General features: G+C 71.4%; 17 protein-coding genes. 7 read left to right on the top strand and 10 right to left on the bottom strand.

Annotation, left to right across the window (positions count from 1 at the left end; translation table 11 throughout):
• Positions 1-102: 102 nt before the first annotated feature.
• Both P2424_RS17535 and xylB read right to left on the bottom strand, forming a co-directional pair.
• On the bottom strand, positions 103-1,320 hold the full coding sequence (locus P2424_RS17535) for an ROK family transcriptional regulator (RefSeq protein WP_276476683.1): 1,218 nt from the start codon (positions 1,318-1,320) through the stop codon (positions 103-105).
• A gap of 150 nt (positions 1,321-1,470) precedes the next feature.
• Complete coding sequence (gene xylB, locus P2424_RS17530; RefSeq protein WP_276476682.1) at positions 1,471-2,919, bottom strand: xylulokinase; 1,449 nt, start codon at positions 2,917-2,919, stop codon at positions 1,471-1,473.
• Between the two features lie 133 nt (positions 2,920-3,052).
• On the opposite strand from xylB, the gene xylA reads away from it, so the two are divergent.
• Entirely contained in the window at positions 3,053-4,219 is a 1,167-nt protein-coding gene (gene xylA / locus P2424_RS17525) for a xylose isomerase (RefSeq protein ID WP_276476681.1), read from the top strand.
• A gap of 156 nt (positions 4,220-4,375) precedes the next feature.
• On the opposite strand, the gene P2424_RS17520 is transcribed toward xylA, so the two are convergent.
• The 5 genes from P2424_RS17520 to P2424_RS17500 all read right to left on the bottom strand — a co-directional run bounded on the left by P2424_RS17520 (position 4,376) and on the right by P2424_RS17500 (position 8,635).
• Positions 4,376-5,419 (bottom strand): sigma-70 family RNA polymerase sigma factor, encoded by a 1,044-nt coding sequence (locus tag P2424_RS17520; protein ID WP_276476680.1) that lies wholly within the window; start codon positions 5,417-5,419, stop codon positions 4,376-4,378.
• Positions 5,420-5,556: 137 nt separating this feature from the next.
• Positions 5,557-6,414: an amino acid ABC transporter ATP-binding protein gene (locus tag P2424_RS17515; protein ID WP_276476679.1), complete on the bottom strand. Its 858-nt coding sequence runs from the start codon at positions 6,412-6,414 to the stop codon at positions 5,557-5,559.
• Between the two features lie 5 nt (positions 6,415-6,419).
• Complete coding sequence (locus P2424_RS17510) at positions 6,420-7,199, bottom strand: amino acid ABC transporter permease (protein ID WP_276476678.1); 780 nt, start codon at positions 7,197-7,199, stop codon at positions 6,420-6,422.
• Positions 7,196-7,960: a basic amino acid ABC transporter substrate-binding protein gene (locus tag P2424_RS17505; RefSeq protein ID WP_276479011.1), complete on the bottom strand. Its 765-nt coding sequence runs from the start codon at positions 7,958-7,960 to the stop codon at positions 7,196-7,198. The genes P2424_RS17510 and P2424_RS17505 overlap by 4 nt, the downstream gene beginning before the upstream one ends.
• Before the next feature lie 177 nt (positions 7,961-8,137).
• Positions 8,138-8,635 (bottom strand): ATP-binding protein, encoded by a 498-nt coding sequence (locus tag P2424_RS17500; protein ID WP_276476677.1) that lies wholly within the window; start codon positions 8,633-8,635, stop codon positions 8,138-8,140.
• A 137-nt stretch (positions 8,636-8,772) separates the two neighbouring features.
• Here P2424_RS17500 and P2424_RS17495 point away from each other — a divergent pair, with 137 nt between their 5' ends.
• The 5 genes from P2424_RS17495 (at position 8,773) to P2424_RS17475 (ending at position 12,636) form a co-directional block, all read left to right on the top strand.
• Positions 8,773-9,645 (top strand): helix-turn-helix transcriptional regulator, encoded by an 873-nt coding sequence (locus tag P2424_RS17495; RefSeq protein WP_276476676.1) that lies wholly within the window; start codon positions 8,773-8,775, stop codon positions 9,643-9,645.
• Between the two features lie 3 nt (positions 9,646-9,648).
• A complete protein-coding gene (locus tag P2424_RS17490; protein ID WP_026005066.1) occupies positions 9,649-9,885 on the top strand; it encodes a DUF397 domain-containing protein in 237 nt (78 codons plus the stop codon).
• Positions 9,886-9,942: 57 nt separating this feature from the next.
• The gene (locus P2424_RS17485; protein WP_276476675.1) at positions 9,943-10,752 is read left to right on the top strand and encodes an SAM-dependent methyltransferase; all 810 of its coding nucleotides are present in this window, start codon (positions 9,943-9,945) and stop codon (positions 10,750-10,752) included.
• 372 nt (positions 10,753-11,124) lie between these two features.
• Positions 11,125-11,655: a hypothetical protein gene (locus P2424_RS17480; RefSeq protein ID WP_276476674.1), complete on the top strand. Its 531-nt coding sequence runs from the start codon at positions 11,125-11,127 to the stop codon at positions 11,653-11,655.
• A gap of 183 nt (positions 11,656-11,838) precedes the next feature.
• Positions 11,839-12,636: an SGNH/GDSL hydrolase family protein gene (locus P2424_RS17475; RefSeq protein WP_276476673.1), complete on the top strand. Its 798-nt coding sequence runs from the start codon at positions 11,839-11,841 to the stop codon at positions 12,634-12,636.
• Between the two features lie 57 nt (positions 12,637-12,693).
• Here P2424_RS17475 and P2424_RS17470 read toward each other — a convergent pair whose 3' ends face one another.
• On the bottom strand, positions 12,694-14,040 hold the full coding sequence (locus tag P2424_RS17470) for an SWF or SNF family helicase (protein WP_276476672.1): 1,347 nt from the start codon (positions 14,038-14,040) through the stop codon (positions 12,694-12,696).
• A complete protein-coding gene (locus tag P2424_RS17465) occupies positions 14,037-17,000 on the bottom strand; it encodes a DEAD/DEAH box helicase (protein ID WP_276479010.1) in 2,964 nt (987 codons plus the stop codon). The genes P2424_RS17470 and P2424_RS17465 overlap by 4 nt, the downstream gene beginning before the upstream one ends.
• A 248-nt stretch (positions 17,001-17,248) precedes the next feature.
• Between P2424_RS17465 and P2424_RS17460 the strand changes: the two genes are divergently transcribed.
• Positions 17,249-17,431, top strand: coding sequence for a hypothetical protein (locus P2424_RS17460; RefSeq protein ID WP_019359107.1), 183 nt, complete (start codon positions 17,249-17,251; stop codon positions 17,429-17,431).
• A 130-nt stretch (positions 17,432-17,561) separates the two neighbouring features.
• On the opposite strand, the gene P2424_RS17455 is transcribed toward P2424_RS17460, so the two are convergent.
• Positions 17,562-18,347: a hypothetical protein gene (locus P2424_RS17455; protein ID WP_276476671.1), complete on the bottom strand. Its 786-nt coding sequence runs from the start codon at positions 18,345-18,347 to the stop codon at positions 17,562-17,564.
• Positions 18,348-18,402: the final 55 nt, after the last annotated feature.

Genomic DNA, 18,402 nt, shown 5'->3' with positions numbered 1-18,402 from the left:
CTCGCAGCGTCCCGCCCCAGGGCAGCGCGCGTGGACCGCCGGCCGAGGGGAAGCGCCCTGCGGATACTTCGAGGTCCCAGGGACGCGCCCCGGACGGCCAGGTCACACCCGGGCCCCGGCCCGGTAGGAGAGCGGGTCGTCCAGCACCACGCGCACGGCCGTGTGCGCGGCACCCAGCAGCGGTCCGTCCGCGCCCAGTTCCGAGACGAGCAGCTCCGGCAGGTCACCGGGTGCGGCCGTGCGTCCCCTCAGTTCCCGCTCCAGGGACGGCAGCAGCCAGGGAGCGAAGCGGGCCAGTACGCCGCCGAGCACCAGAGCGCGGGGGTCCAGCAGATTCACCGTTCCGGCCAGTGCCAGCCCCAGGGCGCCACCGGCTGCCTCCAGGGCGCCCAGCGCGTGTACGCCGCCTGATGCCGCGTTCTCCCGGAGGGCGGCCAGGGCGTCGGCTCGTGGCCGGTCGGCTGCGATCCCGGCGGCGCGCAGCAGAGCCGGTTCTGCTGCGTACTGCTCCAGACAGCCTCTGCCCCCGCATGCGCACCGGTCTCCGTCCGGATGCACCGGCAGGTGGCCCATCTCTCCGGCGAACCCGCGGTGGCCGCGCAGCAGCGCACCGTCCAGCACCACGGCGGCACCGATACCGACCTCGGCCGAGACGTGTACGAAATCGCGAGGGATTCTGCCGCCGCCCAGCCAGAGCTCGGCGAGCGCTCCTAGGTTGGCCTCGTTGTCCACCAGGAGCGGCAGGGGATCCCGTTCTGCTCCCGCTTCCGCGAGCGGGGGAGCGAGGTCGACACCGCGCCATCCGAGATTGGGGGCGCGGACCACGGTCGCTGTGCCGCGGGCGACCAGTCCGGGTACCGCCACCGCCAGTGCGGCCGGGGCCAGTCCGAGCCCACGCGCCCGGGCTGCCACCTGGTCCACCAGTTCCCGCAGCGGTGTGAGCACGGCTTCCGGCTCACCGTTTCTGCCCGGCGAGTCCGTCTTTGCACGGGCGCGCACGTTGCCCTGAACGTCGACCGCACAGACCGCCAGATGGTCGACTCCGATCTCGGCACCCAGTCCGCACGGCCCGCTGTCGGTGAGCGCGAGTGCGGTACCGGGCCGTCCGGGCCCGCCGGCCGCCGGTGCCGGCCCCTGCTCGGTCAGCAGGCCACCGCGCAGCAGTTCGTCCACGAGGGTGGAGACGGCCGTGCGCGTCAGCCCCAGCCGCGCCGCCACCGCAGCACGGGACGATGGCCCCTGTCTGGCCACCGTGTACAGCACGCGCGACAGGTTCCGCCTGCGGATCTCCCGCTGGGGTCCGGCTGCCTCAGCGGCCATCGCACATCTGCTTCACGCGGCGCGCCGAGAGCCTGCCGCAGCCTGTCGTACGCCGCTCCGTACGGACGGGGCGAGCGGCAGGAGCAGGGGCGGAGCAGTGGTGGAGCATGCGGGACCGTGCCTCCGGTTGCCGTGCCGGGTAGCCGCCCGTCACGGGCGCCGGTCGAGCAGCGCACCCGCTCCTTCGAGCGTCGACGAGAGGCGGGCCAGCGCGTCCTCGTCGCGGTCCACGGGCTCGTACGAGGCGCCCTGTGCGGTGCGCCAGCGGCGGGCGACGGCGCCGGGGTCCTCGCCCAGCAGCAGCCCCGCGGCCTGTGCCGCGGCTCCCAGGGCAACCAACTCCTGCGCGCTCGGCACCTGGACGGCCCGCCCGGACAGCCGCCGTACTGTCTCGCGCCACGCCGTGCCCTTGGCGCCGCCGCCGATCAGCAGCAGCGGCGCCTCCTGCGCCGCAGCCGGGTCCCCGCCCTCGGCCAGCACGAGGTCGAGTGCGCGCAGCAGCGCGAAGACGGCGCCGTCGTATGCGGCCTGGAGCACCTGGCCGCCCGTCGTGGCGTGCTGGAGTCCGCTCAGCAGCCCGGTCGCATAGGGGAGGTCGGGAGTGCGTTCACCGTCGAGGAAGGGGAGCGCGGTGACCCGCCCGCCCGGTTCCACGTCCTCGCGGTCCCGGGAGAGCAGCGCGGCCATCCGGTCCACGGCCAGGGTGCAGTTGAGGGTGCAGGCGAGCGGCAGCCAGCCGGTGTGCGCGTCCGCGAAGCCCGCGACCGTCCCGCTCGGATCGGCGGGGCGGCGGCTGGAGACGGCGTAGACCGTGCCCGAGGTGCCGAGGCTGAGCACCGGTTGGCCCGGCAGCAGCCCCAGGCCGAGTGCGGCCGCCATGTTGTCCCCGGTCCCGGTCGCCACCAGCGTGCCCGCCGGCAGGAGTCCGTCCCCGGTCTCCTTGACCGTGCCCGCCGCTTCCCCGGAACCGAGCACGGGCGGCAGGAGGGCGGCGTCCAGACCGGCGAGCTCCAGGATCTGCGTGTCGTAGGAGCCGGTCGCCGAAGACCACCAGCCGGTGCCCGAGGCGTCGCCCCGGTCGGTGCCCGGCTGCCCGGTCAACCGCTCGGTCAGGAAGTCGTGCGGCAGCCGCACGGCAGCCGTCGACCGCGCGGCTGCCGGTTCGTTCTCCCGCAGCCAGGCCCACTTGGTGACGGTGAATGCCGGTGCCGGGACGCTGCCGACGCGCTCGGCCCAAGCCGTGGGACCGCCGAGGTCGGCGACCAGGCGGTCGCGCTGGGGCGCCGAGCGTACGTCGTTCCACAGCAGCGCGGGGCGCACCGGATCTCCCGCGCCGTCCAGTGTCACCAGGCCGTGTTGCTGGCCTGCGACGGACACGGCGGCGGCCTCTCCGGCGGCCCGCCCGCACTGCCCCACCGCGGTTTGCAGCGCCTGCCACCACTCCTCGGGGTCCGACTCGCGGCGGTCGCCGGGGGAGACGGTGTGCGGTGCCTGGCCTCGGGCGACCACCTGGCCGGTCGCGGCGTCCACCACGAGGGCCTTGGTGGACTGGGTCGAGCTGTCGACCCCGATGACGAACGGTCCCTCCGGTGCGCTCATGGACTGCCGCTCCCTTCCCTGGCTTCCGGTGCTGTGCGCATACTAATTTGTAAACTGCCATGACGAATAGCTGCGCATCGCGGTGTCCCCCGTGCGTACCAAGGGCGACGGTGCGTGGGAGAGGAACGACAGCATGAGCTACGAACCCGAACCGGCGGACAAGTTCAGCTTCGGCCTGTGGACGGTGGGCTGGCAGGGCCGGGACCCGTTCGGCGATGCGACGAGGAAACCGCTCGACCCCGTCGATTCGGTGCACCGGCTCGCCGAACTCGGCGCCTACGGAGTCACCTTCCACGACGACGACCTCGTCCCCTTCGGCGTCCCGGAGGGGGAACGGGACGCGCACGTCGCACGGTTCCGGAAGGCACTGGAGGCGACGGGCATGTCGGTGCCCATGGCCACGACGAACCTGTTCACCCACCCCGTCTTCAAGGACGGCGCTTTCACCGCCAACGACCGTGGCATACGGCGCTTCGCCCTGCGCAAGACGATGCGCAACATCGACCTGGCCGCTGAACTGGGCGCCCACACCTACGTCGCCTGGGGGGGCCGGGAAGGTGCCGAATCCGGCGCGGCCAAAGACGTCCGAGCCGCACTGGACCGGCTCAAGGAAGCCTTCGACCTGCTGGCCGAGTACGTCACCGCACAGGGCTACGAACTGCGCTTCGCCCTGGAGCCGAAGCCCAACGAACCGCGTGGCGACCTCCTGCTGCCGACGGTCGGACACGCTCTCGCCTTCATCGGGCATCTGGAGCAGCCCGCGCTCTTCGGCGTCAACCCGGAGGTCGGGCACGAGCAGATGGCCGGCCTGAACTACCCGCACGCCATCGCCCAGGTCATCTGGGCCGGCAAGCTCTTCCACCTGGACCTCAACGGCCAGACCGGGGTCAAGTACGACCAGGACCTGAGGTTCGGCGCCGGGGACCTGCGTGCCGCGTTCTGGCTTGTCGACCTGCTGGAGCACACCGGTTACGCGGGCCCGCGGCACTTCGATTTCAAGCCTCCGCGCACCGAGGACGCCGCCGGAGTATGGGCCTCGGCGGCGGGCTGCATGCGCAACTACCTCATCCTGCGGGAACGCGCTGCCGCCTTCCGCGCCGACCCCGCCGTACAGGAGGCGCTGCGTGCCGCGCGGGTGGACGAGCTCTCCCGGCCGACGCTCGGCCCGCAGGAGACGCCGGATGCGCTGCGTGCCGACCGTGCCGCCTTCGAGGAATTCGACCTCGCGGCGGCAGCGGAGCGGGGCATGGCCTTCGAACACCTCGACCAACTGGCGATGGATCACCTGTTGGGTGTCTGAGCCGCCGAAGGGCCGACGCGGCCGAGCTGCTCCCGCTGCCGTCGCGGGGCGGCCCGGCCCTCGGCAACGCCGTGCCACCCCGCCGCTCGGCGCGCCGGCCCGCCCCCGGGCGGTACCGCGCGCCATTGCGGCGGGGTGCCGGGCACCACCGGTGGTTCAGCGGCGCAGCGCCGCGGCCTCCTGTGCGCTCACCTGGGCGGGGAGGCCGAAGGTGGCGAACAGCGCCTCGCCGAAGAACGCACCGACATGCGCGACCTGTCCCTTCCGCAGTGTGAGCACCTGGAGCTGGAACGGCCGGTGCACGCCGTCCTCCCGCAGGCTGTAGAGCCCGAATGCGGGCTGGCCGTTGGCCCGGGTCGGCAGCATGAGGCCCTCGTCCCGGCCGATGGGACACTGGGCCCCGATGAGCCGCACGATGTTCTCCCGGCCGCGGAACCACTCCGGGAAAGGTGGCATCTCCCAGACGGCGTCCTCCTTGAACAGGTCCACGATGGCCGTCACGTCGGAACGCTCGAACGCCGCCGCGTACCGGTCCAGCAGCTCGCGCGCCGCCGAGTCGGTCGGTTCGGTCAGCTCCTCCTCCACGGGAGCGACCTGTTCGAGCTGGGCGCGGGCCCGTTGCAGGGCGCTGTTCACACTCGCCGTCGTCGTCCCGAGCAGTTCGGCGACCTCGGCCGCGCGCCACTTGAGCACATCCCGCAGCAACAGGACGACACGCTGCCGGGTCGGCAGATGCTGCAGGGCCGCCACCAGCGCCAGCCGCATCGACGAGCGGCCCACCACCACCGAGGCCGGATCCGTGGGTCCGCAGGAGCCCGCGAACATGGCATCCGGAATCGGCTCCAGCCACGGCACCTCCGGGGCCTCGACCACCGGGCGCTCGGGGTCGTCGCTGGGCGCGCCGAGCCCGGAGGGCATCGGCCTGCGGCCGCGCTGTTCGATCGCGGTCAGGCATGCGTTGGTGGCGATCCGGTAGAGCCAGGTGCGCAGTGAGGATCTGCCCTCGAACCGGTCCCCGGCCTTCCATGCGCGCAGATAGGTGTCCTGCACCAGATCCTCGGCGTCGTGCACCGAGCCCATCATCCGGTAGCAGTGCGCCAGCAGCTCGTTGCGATACGGCTTGGCCTGCTCCAGCAGCTCTTCCGGGCTGCCCGGGGGTTCGGTCACGGGAGCGTCCGCCGAGCGGGGGCTGTCTGCCATGGTCCTGGCCTTTCGTTCTCCTCCGGGCACCCGTCGGTGCCGGCGGACACTCGTCCTCGATGAGAGGAAATGTAGGGCACAGGTCTGACAGGCTGCGGATCCCTGACGGCGGACCTCCCTCCGCGCGGCGGCCTTCGCTATCGGAGCGGCCGCTTGCGCACTTCCTCGGGGGCCGGGCCGGGCGGCGGTTCCGGCTGTGCCGCCCCGCCCTCCAGCACTCCGGCGGCCGCGGGGTCCAGCACCCGGGCGAGGAAGGCGCGGGTGCGTGCCTGCCGCGGGGCGCCCACGACCTGCTCGGGCGGGCCCTCCTCGACGATCAGCCCGTCGTCCATGAAGACCACCCGGTCGGCCACCTCCCGGGCGAAGCTCATCTCGTGGGTGACCACCAGCATGGTCATCCCCTCGTCGGCCAGTCCGCGCATCACCGCCAGGACATCGCCGACCAGCTCCGGATCGAGTGCCGAGGTCGGTTCGTCGAACAGCATCAGCTCGGGGCCCATGGACAGTGCGCGGGCGATGGCCACCCGCTGCTGCTGCCCTCCGGAGAGCTGGGCGGGGTAACCGGACTCCTTGTCCATGAGTCCCACACGGCGCAGATTGCGCCGGGCGACCTCCTCCGCCTCCGCCCTGCCCCGCCCCAGCACACGACGCTGCGCGATCGTCAGGTTGCCCAGAGCCGTCAGGTGGGGAAAGAGGTTGAAGGACTGGAAGACCATGCCGATGCGGCGCCGGACCCGGTCGATGTCCACCTCCGGGTCGGTGACCTCGGTACCGGCCACACACACCGTGCCGGAGGTGGGTTCCTCCAGCAGGTTCACACAGCGCAGCAGGGTCGATTTGCCCGATCCGGACGGGCCGATGACACAGACCACCTCGCCGCGCCGCACCGTGACATCGATCCCGCGCAGCACCTCCAGCTCGCCGAAGGACTTGCGCAGCCCCCGCACCTCGATGGCGGCCGTGCCCGCCGCCGGCGCTCCCGTGCTCTCCGTCACCCCGGTCACCTCGCCTTCGCCGTACGGGCCTCCAGACGCCGCACCAGGTGGCCCAGGGGCAGCGTGATGGCCAGGTAGAACAGCCCCGCGATCAGGATCGGGGTGAGGCTGCGGTGCTGGTTGAGGGCGTCCCGGCCGAACTTCGCCAACTCGTACTGATCCATCGACAGCCCCAGCAGATACACCAGCGAGGAGTCCTTGGTGAGCAGGATGAGTTCGTTGGCGAGCGGCGGCAGCACGATCCGGAACGCCTGCGGGATGACGACCGAGACCATCGCCCACGTCGGTGACATCCCCAGGGAACGGGCCGCCTCCGTCTGGCCCCGGGGGACCGCCTGGATGCCGGCGCGGATCGTCTCGGCCATGTAGGCGGCGCCGACCAGTCCCAGAGCCAGCATCACCGTCACGTACTGGTTGATGGAGAGCTGGAACGCCAGCGGTACGCCGAAGCCGAGCGCGATGAACACGAGCAGTGCCGGTACGCCGCGGAAGAACTCGATGTAGGCGACGGCCAGCCAGCGGTACGGCGGCACCTGTGACAGCCGCATCAGCGCCAGCAGCAGCCCCAGCGCCAGCCCGAAGGTGAATCCGAGCACCGTGTAGATCACCGTGTTGACCAAGGCGGTGGTCACCACGTCCGGGAACTGCTTCTTCGCGACCTCGACGTCGAAGAACGCGCGGCGCAGCTCGCCCCAGTCGGCGGCGAGGGCGAGGGCCAGCACGAGGGCCAGCAGAACGCCGTACTGGGCGGTTCTGATGGCACGGGTGCGGTTGCGGCGGCTCACTTCTTCGGCTCCGTGCCGAACCACTTCTTGTAGAGCTTGTCGTGCCTCTTGTCGGCCTTGGCCTTTTTGAGCGTCTTGTCGATCTGCTTGCGAAGTGCGTCGTTTCCGGTGCGCACACCGATGCCGTACTGCTCACCGGTGTCGAACTCGGTGGTGACCTCGGTGTCCGGGTTCTTCTTCGCGTAGTCGTAGAGCACGCCGTTGTCGTTGATCCCCGCGTCGACCTGACCGGTCTTGACGGCGCTGAGCAGCAGAGCGAGGTCCTCGTAGTGGCGGACGGTGACGCCGTCGGCGTGTTTCCTGGCGTACTCCTCGCCCGTGGTGGACTGCTGGACTCCCAGTTTCTTGCCCTTGAGGTCGTCCAGGGAGTCGTACTTCCCGCCCTTCCCGGTCAGCAGCGCCTGGGTCGCCTCGAAGTAGGGGGCCGAGAAGTCGAGGTTCTTCTCGCGGACCGGGGTGATGGTCATGCCCGCGGCAGCGAGATCGCACTTGCTCGCGTTGAGGTCCTCGCCCGACTGGATCCCCTCGAACGGGGTGTCCACGATCTTCTGCTCGACGCCGAGGTCTTCCGCGACAAGGTCGACCAGGTCGACGTCGAAGCCGACGATCTTCTTGCCCTGTTTGAACTGGAACGGCTCGTAGGGCAGATGGGTGCAGACGGTGAGTTTGCCCGAGGCCACCAGTTGGACCTCGTCGCCGCTCTTGCCGGAGGTCTTGGTGCTGGAGCAGGCGGTGACGGCCGTCAGCAGGGCGGCCGTCATGACTGCGGTCAGGGATATCCCGTACTGTCGCTTACGCGCGGATCGTGCGGACACAGCGCCTCCACAAGGGGGACAGGTCGGCAAAGGAGCCCGATCATGGCCGGTAAGTGCCGTGCATCCTGCCACCGGTGCGGGACGCTGTCAGCTCTGCGTCCGCCGCCGATCGCGAGCGGAGTGTCAGCCGTGAGTCCGGTTGCATTCCAGTTCGGCCCACACCGCGTGCCCCGTCGTCATCTCGGAGCCGCTTGTGCGGGCCCTGCGTATGCCCCAGTCGTCGGCGAGCACGCTCACCAGCAGCAGGCCCCTTCCGTTCTCGCGCTCGTCGTCGCCGGTACGGCCGCGGTCCGCGTCCTCCACGCGCATGACCGACTGGCCGCCGCCCTCGTCCGCCACCTCGAGGCGGAGCCGCACTCCGATGACCCACAGCTCGCAGCTCACCTTCTCGCTGTCCGTGTGGCGGACGGCATTGGTGAACAGCTCGGACATGAGCAGTTGCGCGTCGGCGTTGGACTCGTCGTCGACGTACCACTCGCGGAGTCTCTCCAGCACGCGTGCGCGTGCCAGTGCCACGGAAGTGTCGCGGGCCGGCAGGTGGAAGGCGTCGCGCAGCGGACGGGTCGTCGGCGCGCCGTCTGGCCGGTGTTCTAAAGGCAGGGCGTCATGGGGGGCAGCCACAGCTCCACTATGCGGTTCGTCACTCGCGTTAGGCAAGGATCAATCTGTGAATTGCAGAATTGTGTTTGACAGGGTGTGCTGGCGAGCCGGCACATGCCAAACTTCGCTCTACCGATGTCAGTTGGAGGGGAGCGGCTGTGGCGGACTCACGGACGGGCGGTGCGGCGCCCACCGTGCTGCGTGTGGTGCTCGGAAAGAGACTGCAGCACCTGCGTGAGCGTGCGGGAGTGACCTTCGAACAGGCGGCCAGGTCCCTCGACGTCACGCACGCCACCATCCGCCGGATGGAGAAGGCGGAGGTCGGTCTCAAGGTCCCCTATGTGGAGAAGCTGCTGCGCACCTACGGGGTGAGTGACCCGGAGGAGATCGACGGCTTCGTCTCGCTCGCCCGGGAGGCCAACCAGCCAGGCTGGTGGCACCGGTACCGCGACGTGCTGCCCGAGTGGTTCAGCGTGTTCGTGAGCCTGGAGAGCGAGTCCGAGGTCATCCGCGCCTACGAGCCGCACTACGTCCCCGGGCTGCTGCAGACGGAGAGCTACGCCAGGGCCGTACTGCGTGCGGGTATGCCGCACGCCCCGGAGGCGGAGATCAAACGGGGCGTCGCGCTGCGCATGGAACGGCAGACCGTGCTCACCCAGGAGGCGAACCCGCCGCTGCTGTGGGCCGTCATCGACGAGACGGTTCTGCGACGTCCGCTCGGCTCGCCCGATGTGATGCGCGAGCAGATCGACCACCTCATCCAGGCCATCGAGCGGCCGAACGTGGCGCTGCAGATCATGCCGTTCAGCGCGGGCCCGCACCCGGCCATGTACGGCCCCTTCCACCTCTTCCGGTTCCCTCTCGACGAGCTGCCCGACATGGTCTGCGCCGAGAGCCTCGTGGGTGCGGTCTACTTCGACCAGCGCGACGACGTCAGCGTGTTCCTCGAGGCGCTGGACCGGATGAGCGCCCAGGCCGTGCCGCTGGTGCGGACCCGGGCGGTCCTGAGTGCACTGCGCAAGGAGATCTGAACCATGGGTCGAATCTACAACGGGATGCCCGCCGCACATCTGGGCGACGAGGGCTGGCGCAAGCCCTGGAGCGGGGGCAACGGCGGCAGCTGCGTGGAGGCGCTCAAGCTGGCCGACGGCCGGGTCGCGCTGCGCCAGTCCACCGATCCCGACGGCCCGGCACTCATCTGCAGCCGGAGTGACATCTCGGGATTCATCGAGGCGGCCAAGGCGGGGGAAGCCGACTTCCTGGTCGGCTGAGCACACCACCGGACCGCGAAAGCCCGGTCCGGATCGACGGACGAGTGGGAGAAGCACGTGTCGGAGGCTGGATTCAGCCCGGATCAGATAGACACCACCAGGCCGCACCCGGCCCGGATGTACGACTACTACCTCGGGGGTAAGGACAACTACGAGGCCGACCGGGACGCGGCGGAGCGCATCCTCACGGCACTTCCGGACGTGGGTGTCACGGCCCGCAGCAACCGGGACTTCATGCACCGGGCTGTGCGGACAGTGGTCGACAGCGGTGTCCGACAGATCATCGACATCGGCACAGGCATCCCCACCTCGCCCAACACCCACGACGTCGCCCGCCGGATGGACCCCGGGGTGCGGGTCGCCTACGTGGACAACGACCCTATCGTCGCGGCCTACGCCGGAGCGAAGCTGACCAACTCCGGCAACGCCGGGTTCGTCCTGGCCGACATCCGCGATCCGGCCGCGATCCTCGACCACCCGGTCACCCAGGACCTCATCGACTTCGACGAGCCGGTCGCCCTGGTACTGCTCGCTGTGCTGCACTTCGTCACCGACGCCGAGGACGCGGTGGGCATCGTGCGGTCCCTGACCGAGCGGCTGCCCGCCGGGAGCCACCTGATCCTCAGCCACGGGACGGCGGACTTCAATCAGAGCGACGGCTTCGGGAAGGTCACGAAGGTCTACAACGAGGAGTCCACCTCCAGCGCCCAGTGGCGGTCCGGGCCGGAGATCTCCGCCTTCTTCGAGGGATTCGAGCTTCTGGAGCCCGGCCTGGTCCAGCTCCCGCTGTGGCGGCCGGACGGGCCCGTGCCGAGCGGCGCCGACCTCCGGCGTCACATGGGGTACGGCGGCGTCGGGGTCAAGTGACCAACGGCCCGGTCTCCAAGGCCGCGACGGCCGGCATCGCGACTCCGGCTCTTGCCGCCGCCGACCGGGGGAGCGCCTCCCGCGCCGGAACGGATGCCTCCTCCGGAACCTCGATGCCGACAGTGAGTGCGACATGACACAGTGGTGTCCATGACGATGCCACCGCCGCCGAACCATCCGCCCCCAGGCAGTCCGCCGCCCCCGGCGCAGCCTCCGGGAGGAGGTTTCGGGCCTCCCGATTCCGGTGGTTTCGGCGCAGTGCCGGGCGGCGGATGGCCTCCTCCACCGCCGCCCGGTCGCAACACCGGGAAGACGGTGGCGGCGGTGGTCGCGGCGGCGGTGGTCGCACTTGCCTTGATCACCGCGTCCGTCGTGTACCTGACGCGTGGCGACTCCGGCTCCGACGATTCCGCCGGGGGCACGCCTTCCCCTTCGGAGTCGTCCTCGGCCTCCCCGGAGCCCAGCTCGACGCCGGCGGACGAGCCCTCCCACGAGGAGGCGACCGACTATCCGACCCCGGACGCACCCTCGGAGGACCCTGAAGAGAGTCCCAGTGATGTGCCGCTCCCGTCGTTCCTTCTCCGCGTCGGTGACTGCTTCGACCAGTCCGAGGAGCGGGAGGGCGCGGTCATCGACCGCGAGTGCGACGAGTCCCACGACGCGGAGGTGGTGAGCCGCAAGAAGCTCACCGGGGACTACAGCACCAACGACGCGGTCCGCAGCAAGGCGGACTCGATGTGCCGCACCCTGCTGCGGAACAAGGCGGCGAAGCAGCCGCGGGGCACGGTGGGCGGGACGCTCATCACGTACCCCAAGGCGGAGAACGCGGGTACCGCACTGAGCTATGTCACTTGCAGTCTGACGGCCGGCAAGGGCAAGCAGCTCTCCAAACCCCTGGTGTGACCCGGTCCGGTGCGACCCGGCCGGCCTGATCGGCCGGGAGTACGCTCTCCTGTTCTTTTCGACGCGACAGTCTGCGCGCGTAGTTGAGCCTCCAAGGTTGGCATGGACGCATCGATCGCGGGGTAAGTCCAGCCGCGACCGAAGTGACAGCAGTTCCTACCGTGCCTATCCCTGAGAGGCCCCATGAAGCTGCGCAGATGGACGTCCACGGCTGCCGTCGTCGCCGTCCTCGGACTCTCCTCCCTCACCGGTGCCGCGTCCGCCTCCGCCGAAGAGGCGGCCGCGACCGGCTATGTGGCCCTCGGCGACTCCTACTCCTCCGGAGTGGGCGCCGGGGACTACGCGGGAGGCGACTGCAAGCGAAGCGCGCACGCCTACCCGAACCTCTGGAACGCCGCCAACTCCCCCTCATCCTTCGACTTCACCGCCTGCTCCGGCGCGCGCACCGACGACGTGCTCGCCGGCCAGCTCGGCCCCCTCAACTCCTCCACGGGCCTGGTGAGCATCAGTATCGGCGGGAACGACGCCGGATTCGCCGACACCATGACCACCTGCGTCACCCAGGGCGAGAGCGCCTGCCTGGCGCGGGTCCAAGAAGCCCGCGACTACGTCGAGAACACTCTGCCGGGCAAGCTCGACGGCGTCTATGACGCCATCGCCCAGCGCGCACCCTCCGCGAAGGTCGTCGTACTGGGCTATCCGCACATCTACGAGCTCGACGGCGGCTGCATCGTGGGCATCAGCGAGAAGTCCCGCGAAGCCATCAACTCCGCGTCCGACGCCCTGGACGAGGTCACCGCCAAGCGCGCCGCCGACCACGGGTTCAGCTTCGGCGACGTCCGTCCCACCTTCTCGGGCCACGAGATCTGCTCGGACGACGAGTGGCTGCACAGCGTCACCTTCCCGATCGACGAGTCCTACCACCCCACCGCCGCAGGGCAGTCCGGTGGCTATCTCCCCGTTCTGGAGGGCCTCGCCTGACGGAACACCTCAGGTCCGTGCCGCCGCCCGTGCCCCGGGGCGGCGGCACGTCCGTCTTCAGGCTCCGGCCTGCGATTCACCGTCCTCGGCCAGTGCGGCCGCGAGCGCGATCGCCGGATCCCGCTCCGGCCCGCCCACCGGCCACCACGCCTGCCCACGCCTGCGGAAGGGCCACCAGCGGCCGTCCGGCCCGTAGCGGAGCTGGGCCTCGCCTCCCACCTCCGTCCAGCGTCGGCCCTCGCCCTGCAGCACCGGCGGGATCTCCTCCTCGCCCCATGCGAGGTCGAGTTCGTCACGCGCCTGCCGCAGCGCCGCGGGTGGCCCCGGCCGGTCCGCCAGAACCGACAGCGCCTCCGCGCCGCCGAATCCCCAGGCCCGTACGGCGATCTCGAGTTCGGCCTCCGAGCAGCCGCAGAACGCGGCCAGCCGGACCGTGACGGCCGGTCCGGGGCTTGCCGCGGCGAGTCGCACGGCGTCCTCCCGCGCCGTCAGCGAACCCTGCACCGGCCGGCCGGGCCCCTGCGGGGAGACGGCCTCGGCCAGCATGCGGCGCGCTGTCACGGCGGCGTCCGCGGCCAGGAAGGAGAGGGCCCCGACGTCCAGTCCCGGCACATCGGCGGCACCGTCCAGAGCCGCGGCCCCCACGGCTCCGCCCGACGGCGCGGGTGGTTCGGGCAGCGGGGGCAGCAGCACGCCGAGGGCGAAAGCCTCAGCGGCGTCCACACCCTCCGGCCCGTCCTCCTCGCGCGCGGCTGCCGCGGGCGGCCGTCCGCCCTTCTCCGCGGCCTGTGCGGCGCTGCGCTCCTGCAGAGTCTCCAGCAATTCCCGCTCGCCCCGTCCCCGCATCAGCAGCAGGGCGAGCGGGTCCTCGTCCAGCAGCCGCGCGGTCTGGTAGCTGAGCGCGGCCGTGTGTGCACAGTGGTCCCATCCGCCGCACGCGCACTCCGGGTCCAGGTCCCCGACGCCGGGCAGGAGGTCCAGTCCGGCCTCGGCCGCGTCCTCCACCAGCCGGGGCGGCATGTCCCGGTCCAGCAGCGCGGCGATATGGCCCGACTGTGCGACGACCACGTCCAACAGCCGGTCCCACTCGTCCGCGGTGAGTTCGCGCAGCAGTACATCGGCGCGGCACGGTGTCCGGTCGGCACCGAGGACCACCGCGGTGATGCGGCCGGGCCGGACGGCGACGGCCCCGACCGCGCTCCGCCTGGCGAACGTGCGGCCCAGCTTGAGCTGTGCACCGTCCAGCGCGGTGTCCTCGAGGGCCTTGAGCCAGGTCCGGCCCCACCAGGTCCGGGCGAACGCCCGCCCACGAGCGGGGGGCAGGGGCGCGAAAACGCGTTCGCGCCCTTCGCCCCCGTTCTCCGCTTCCGCCACGGTGTGCGCCTGCTCGTCTCCTCCGGTCAACGCTCCACCTTCCGCAGTTCGACGAGCTCGGCCAGCTCGGAGTCCGTCAGTTCGGTCAGCGCCGACTCCCCGCCGGTGCCCAGTACGGAGTCCGCCAGGGCCTGCTTGCGCCGCAGCATGTCGGCGATCCGGTCCTCCACGGTTCCCTCCGTGACCAGCCGGTGCACCTGAACGGGCCGGGTCTGGCCGATGCGGTGGGCGCGGTCGGTGGCCTGGGCCTCGACCGCCGGGTTCCACCAGCGGTCGTAGTGGACGACATGGCTCGCACGCGTGAGGTTCAGACCGGTACCGGCGGCCTTGAGGGACAGCAGGAACACCGGTGCCGATCCCTCCTGGAAGCGGCGCACCATCTCGTCCCGCCGGGGCAGCGGGGTGCCCCCGTGCAGGCACTGCGTGGGTACGTGCCGGGAGGCCAGGTGACGTTCGAGCAGCCGGGCCATCTGTACGTACTGGGTGAAGACGAGAATGGAGGCTCCCTCCGCCAGCAGGACGTCGAGCAGTTCGTCCAGCAGTTCCAGCTTTCCCGAGCGTCCGGACAGCCGGCCGCCGTGCTCTTTCAGGTACTGCGCTGGGTGGTTGCAGATCTGCTTGAGCGAGGTGAGCAGTTCGACCACCAGGCCGCGCCGTTCGAACCCGTCGGTGCCCTTCAGCGCTTCCAGACTCTCGCGCACCACGGCCTCGTACAGACCCGTCTGTTCCGGGGTCAGGGCGACCGCACGGTCGGTCTCGGTCTTCGGCGGGAGTTCGGGCGCGACCCCCGGATCCGTCTTGCGCCGCCGCAACAGGAACGGCCGCACGAGCCGTGCGAGCCGCTGCGCGGCCACCGGGTCGCCGCCCTCGGCCGCGTCGGCGTAGCGTCTGCGGAAGGTACCGAGGCGGCCCAGGAGCCCCGGGGTGGTCCAGTCGAGCACCGCCCACAGCTCGGAGAGGTTGTTCTCCACCGGCGTTCCCGTCAGTGCCACCCGCGCTCGTGCCGGGATCGTGCGCAGGGCCCTGGCGGTGGCTGCGAACGGGTTCTTGACGTGCTGGGCCTCGTCCGCGACGACCATGCCCCAGGACCCACCGTCTGCGGGAACCAGGCGAGCGGCGTCCAGTCGCATCGTGCCGTACGTCGTCAGTACGAACTCGGCCCCGCGCAGCCCCTCCAGCGAGCGGTTCGGTCCGTGGTAGCGGCGTACCGGAGTGTCCGGCGCGAACCGCTCGATCTCCCGCTGCCAATTGCCCACCAGGGACGCGGGGCACACCACCAGGGTCGGTCCGCCGCAGCCCTCGACGTGCTGCCGGCGCAGGTGGAGCGCGATCAGCGTGAGTGTCTTGCCCAGACCCATGTCGTCGGCGAGGCAGCCGCCGAGGCCGAGTGATGTCATCCGGTGCAGCCAGTCCAGACCGCGCAACTGGTAGTCGCGCAGCGTAGCCCTCAGTTCGGCGGGCGGAGGCAGCGGGGGCTCCTCGCGCCGCTCCGGATCCGACAGCCGCTCCCGCAGCGTCTCCAGCCAGCCGGTGGCCTCGACCTCGACACGTGCGGCTTCCCTGTCGGCCGTTTTGGTGTCGGCCGCGCCGGTGAGGACGGCGTCGAGTGCCTCCAGCGTGCCCACTTTGCGGTCCTTGCGCTGCTGGGCGGCTGCGATCTCCTGCGGAGACACGAGCACCCACTGGTCGCGCAGCCGCACCAACGGGCGCCCCGCCTCGGCCAGGCGGTCGAGTTCGGCGCGTGTCACCTCCTGGTCGCCGATGGCGAAGCGCCAGTCGAAGCGGAGCAGCGTGTCGGGATCCAGCCGGGAGGGCACTCCCCGGCGGTGCGGGTTCTGCCTGCCGCCGCCGGAGGGATCGGCTTCGCCGTCCGGGCCGATCACGGCGCGGGAGGTGAGCGACCGGGCGAACTCTCGCGGCCAGTGCACCTGGAGGCCGACGTCGGCCAGGGCACGCGGAACCGAGGTGCCCAGCAGTTCGGCCACCTCCTCGTCGGCGAGTTCGAGCGAGTCGGGCACCGCCGCCGACAGCAGCGGGGTGAGGGGTGCCCAGGCAGCGGCCGCGCGCCGCAGCGCGAGGAGCGCGTCCGTGCGCGCCTGTGGGCCGAATCGTTCCGTCAGGGGTGCGGTGCCCGCCCAGACCGCCGCGGCGTCGGCGACCAGCGCGCGGTCGGCAGGCACGTGCAGTTGCAGCACTCCCCGGAAGACGGGGCCGGTCTGCTCTTCGGTGAGCACTCCGCTGCGTTCCGTCTCCGCGCCAAGGACATGCGGACTCTCGATCTCGATCCGCAGCGAAAGGCCCAGCCCCCCGTCGATACCGGCGGCCACTTCCGCGGCCCAGGGCCGCAGCTCCGGCACTGCGACGGGCTCGTCACCGGTGAACGCGGCCGCTCCTGCGGCGACCGCCGCGGCAGGAGTGCGCGGCAGGCCGTCCGCGACCGCGCCCAGGAACGCGAGCAGCAGCGAGCCGGGCTCCGGCATGCGCAACGGACCGCCTCCGGGCAGCGGCACTGCATGGGCGTCCGGAGGCATCGCGGCGGCCAGTTCCTCCAGCGCGCTGCGGTCCTCACCGGTGAGCGGGCCCAGGCTCCAGGCGTCGTAGCCGGCCGGAGTCACTCCCGGCCGCAGTCGCCCCTCGGCGGTCAGCCGGAGGGCGAACAGCGCGGCTGCGCCCCAGAATGCCGTGGTCGGCCCCGCTCCCCCCTCCTGGCGTGCGGCATGGGCTCTGGTGAGTACGGGAAGGGCCGCCGTCACGGGGAGGGCGAGGACCGGCACCGTGCGGGTCTCCGCGCCACCGCCGACCGGAACGACAACTGTCAGTTCGAGGGAATCGGCATGAGGCCCGCGGTCGGCTCCGTGGGTGTGGGACGGCGCCGCATCAGGTGCGGCGGGGTGCTGCACGGCCCCTTCGGGGAGCCGGAAGGCGACACGGGACCGGCGTGGCGGGTCCGCGGGCAGGAAGACGGCCACGCAGTCGGTGAGCTGGGACATCCGGGGGGCGGTTGTCAGGGTCGCTGCCACAGTGCTGATGCATTCCTCAAATTTGATTAGTGAGTGGGGGCGGCCGAGGGTACAGCACGCGGGGGCCGGACGCCGCGTACCGGTGAATCCCGCGGCACGCGGCGTCCGCCCGCGCGGGAGGGAACCCGCCGTGCCCGGATGGCGTTCAATGGAAGGAGAGGCGGAGCTGCCGGACTGGATGACAGAGGGCGCCCCGCGGGTGCGGAGGAGGTATGAGGATGACCAACCGAGCGAAGATCGCCGTCGGCGGGGTGGCGGTCGGGCTGCTGCTGTGGTGGCTGACGTCGTTCTGGATCGCACTGCTGGTGATCGTGGGCGTCCCCGCGGTCGCATACCTGGCGTTGGATCCCTCGCAGCGCAGGAGGCTGCGCAGAGTCAGCCGCAAGGAGCTGGACCGCTGACCGTTGTCGGCCCGCCACGGGCCCTGCCCCGGCGCTCGCGGCAGGGCATGACCGGGGTGCCGTGCGAACCTATGCCCTCGTGCCCCTGGGCCGATGAACGCCGGTCGGGTGGGGTCGCCGGGTGATGCTGTCACGCCGCCGGGCGCAGCGCGATCCCGTCCAGGGCCGTGAGAAGCTCGGGCAGTTCGCGGCCGCGGCCGACCGGGAGCACTTCTCCGGGCGCCTCGTCCAGCAGCACGAACGCGATGTCGTCGGTGCGCGCCACCATGCTCCAGCCAGGCCCGTCCGCCCGCAGGGTGCGGGAGTCGCCCGAGGCGAACGCGGACCGTATCCGCCCGGGGGGCGGGGGCGCCGCCAGATAGGCCCGCACCTCCTCCAGCACCCGCCGCACCGGTGCGGCGGGCCCGCCGCCCGACTCCACGAACTCCACCTCGTCGTCGACCTGGTCCCGCCACTGCGCCCACTGGAGCGCTATCTCGTCCGCCCCCAGCCGTCGCTGCGCCGGTCCCCAGCCGGAGGTGTCCGGCGGAGTGAGCAAGGGCCCGGCGTCCGCCGGCTCCCCTTCCAGGGACGGGTCGTGCGGCTCGGGCAGACCGGGCGCGGAGACCGCGAGTGCCAGCGGCCACCCGGGCAGCACCGCGACGATGTCCCGCTCGTCCGGGGAGAGCTCCGCTTCCATACCGCAGTCCCAGGCCGCGATGGCACACGCCACCTGCGGGACCTCCTCCGTCACCACGGTCCATCGGGCACCGGCCCCGTCCTGTCCCAGCACGAGGCCGTACCCCTCGGCATAGGGCTCCAGGTCCAGTGCGGCGCAGGCGGCCGGGTAGTCGTCCGCAAGCACACTGGGGAACTGTGCGGGCGTCAGCAGCACGGCAGTCAGCACATAGAGCGAATCTTCCTCTTCCGCAGCCACCGATGACCTCCCGTTCCTGGTGGATCTCGGTGACGATAGCCCCCGGAGTCCGGAG

The sequence above is a fragment of the Streptomyces sp. WMMB303 genome (genome assembly GCF_029351045.1).
In the GTDB taxonomy this organism is placed as follows: Bacteria; Actinomycetota; Actinomycetes; order Streptomycetales; family Streptomycetaceae; genus Streptomyces.
Note: the sequence above shows the minus strand (reverse complement) of the source record. Positions and strands in the feature narration are given on the sequence as shown.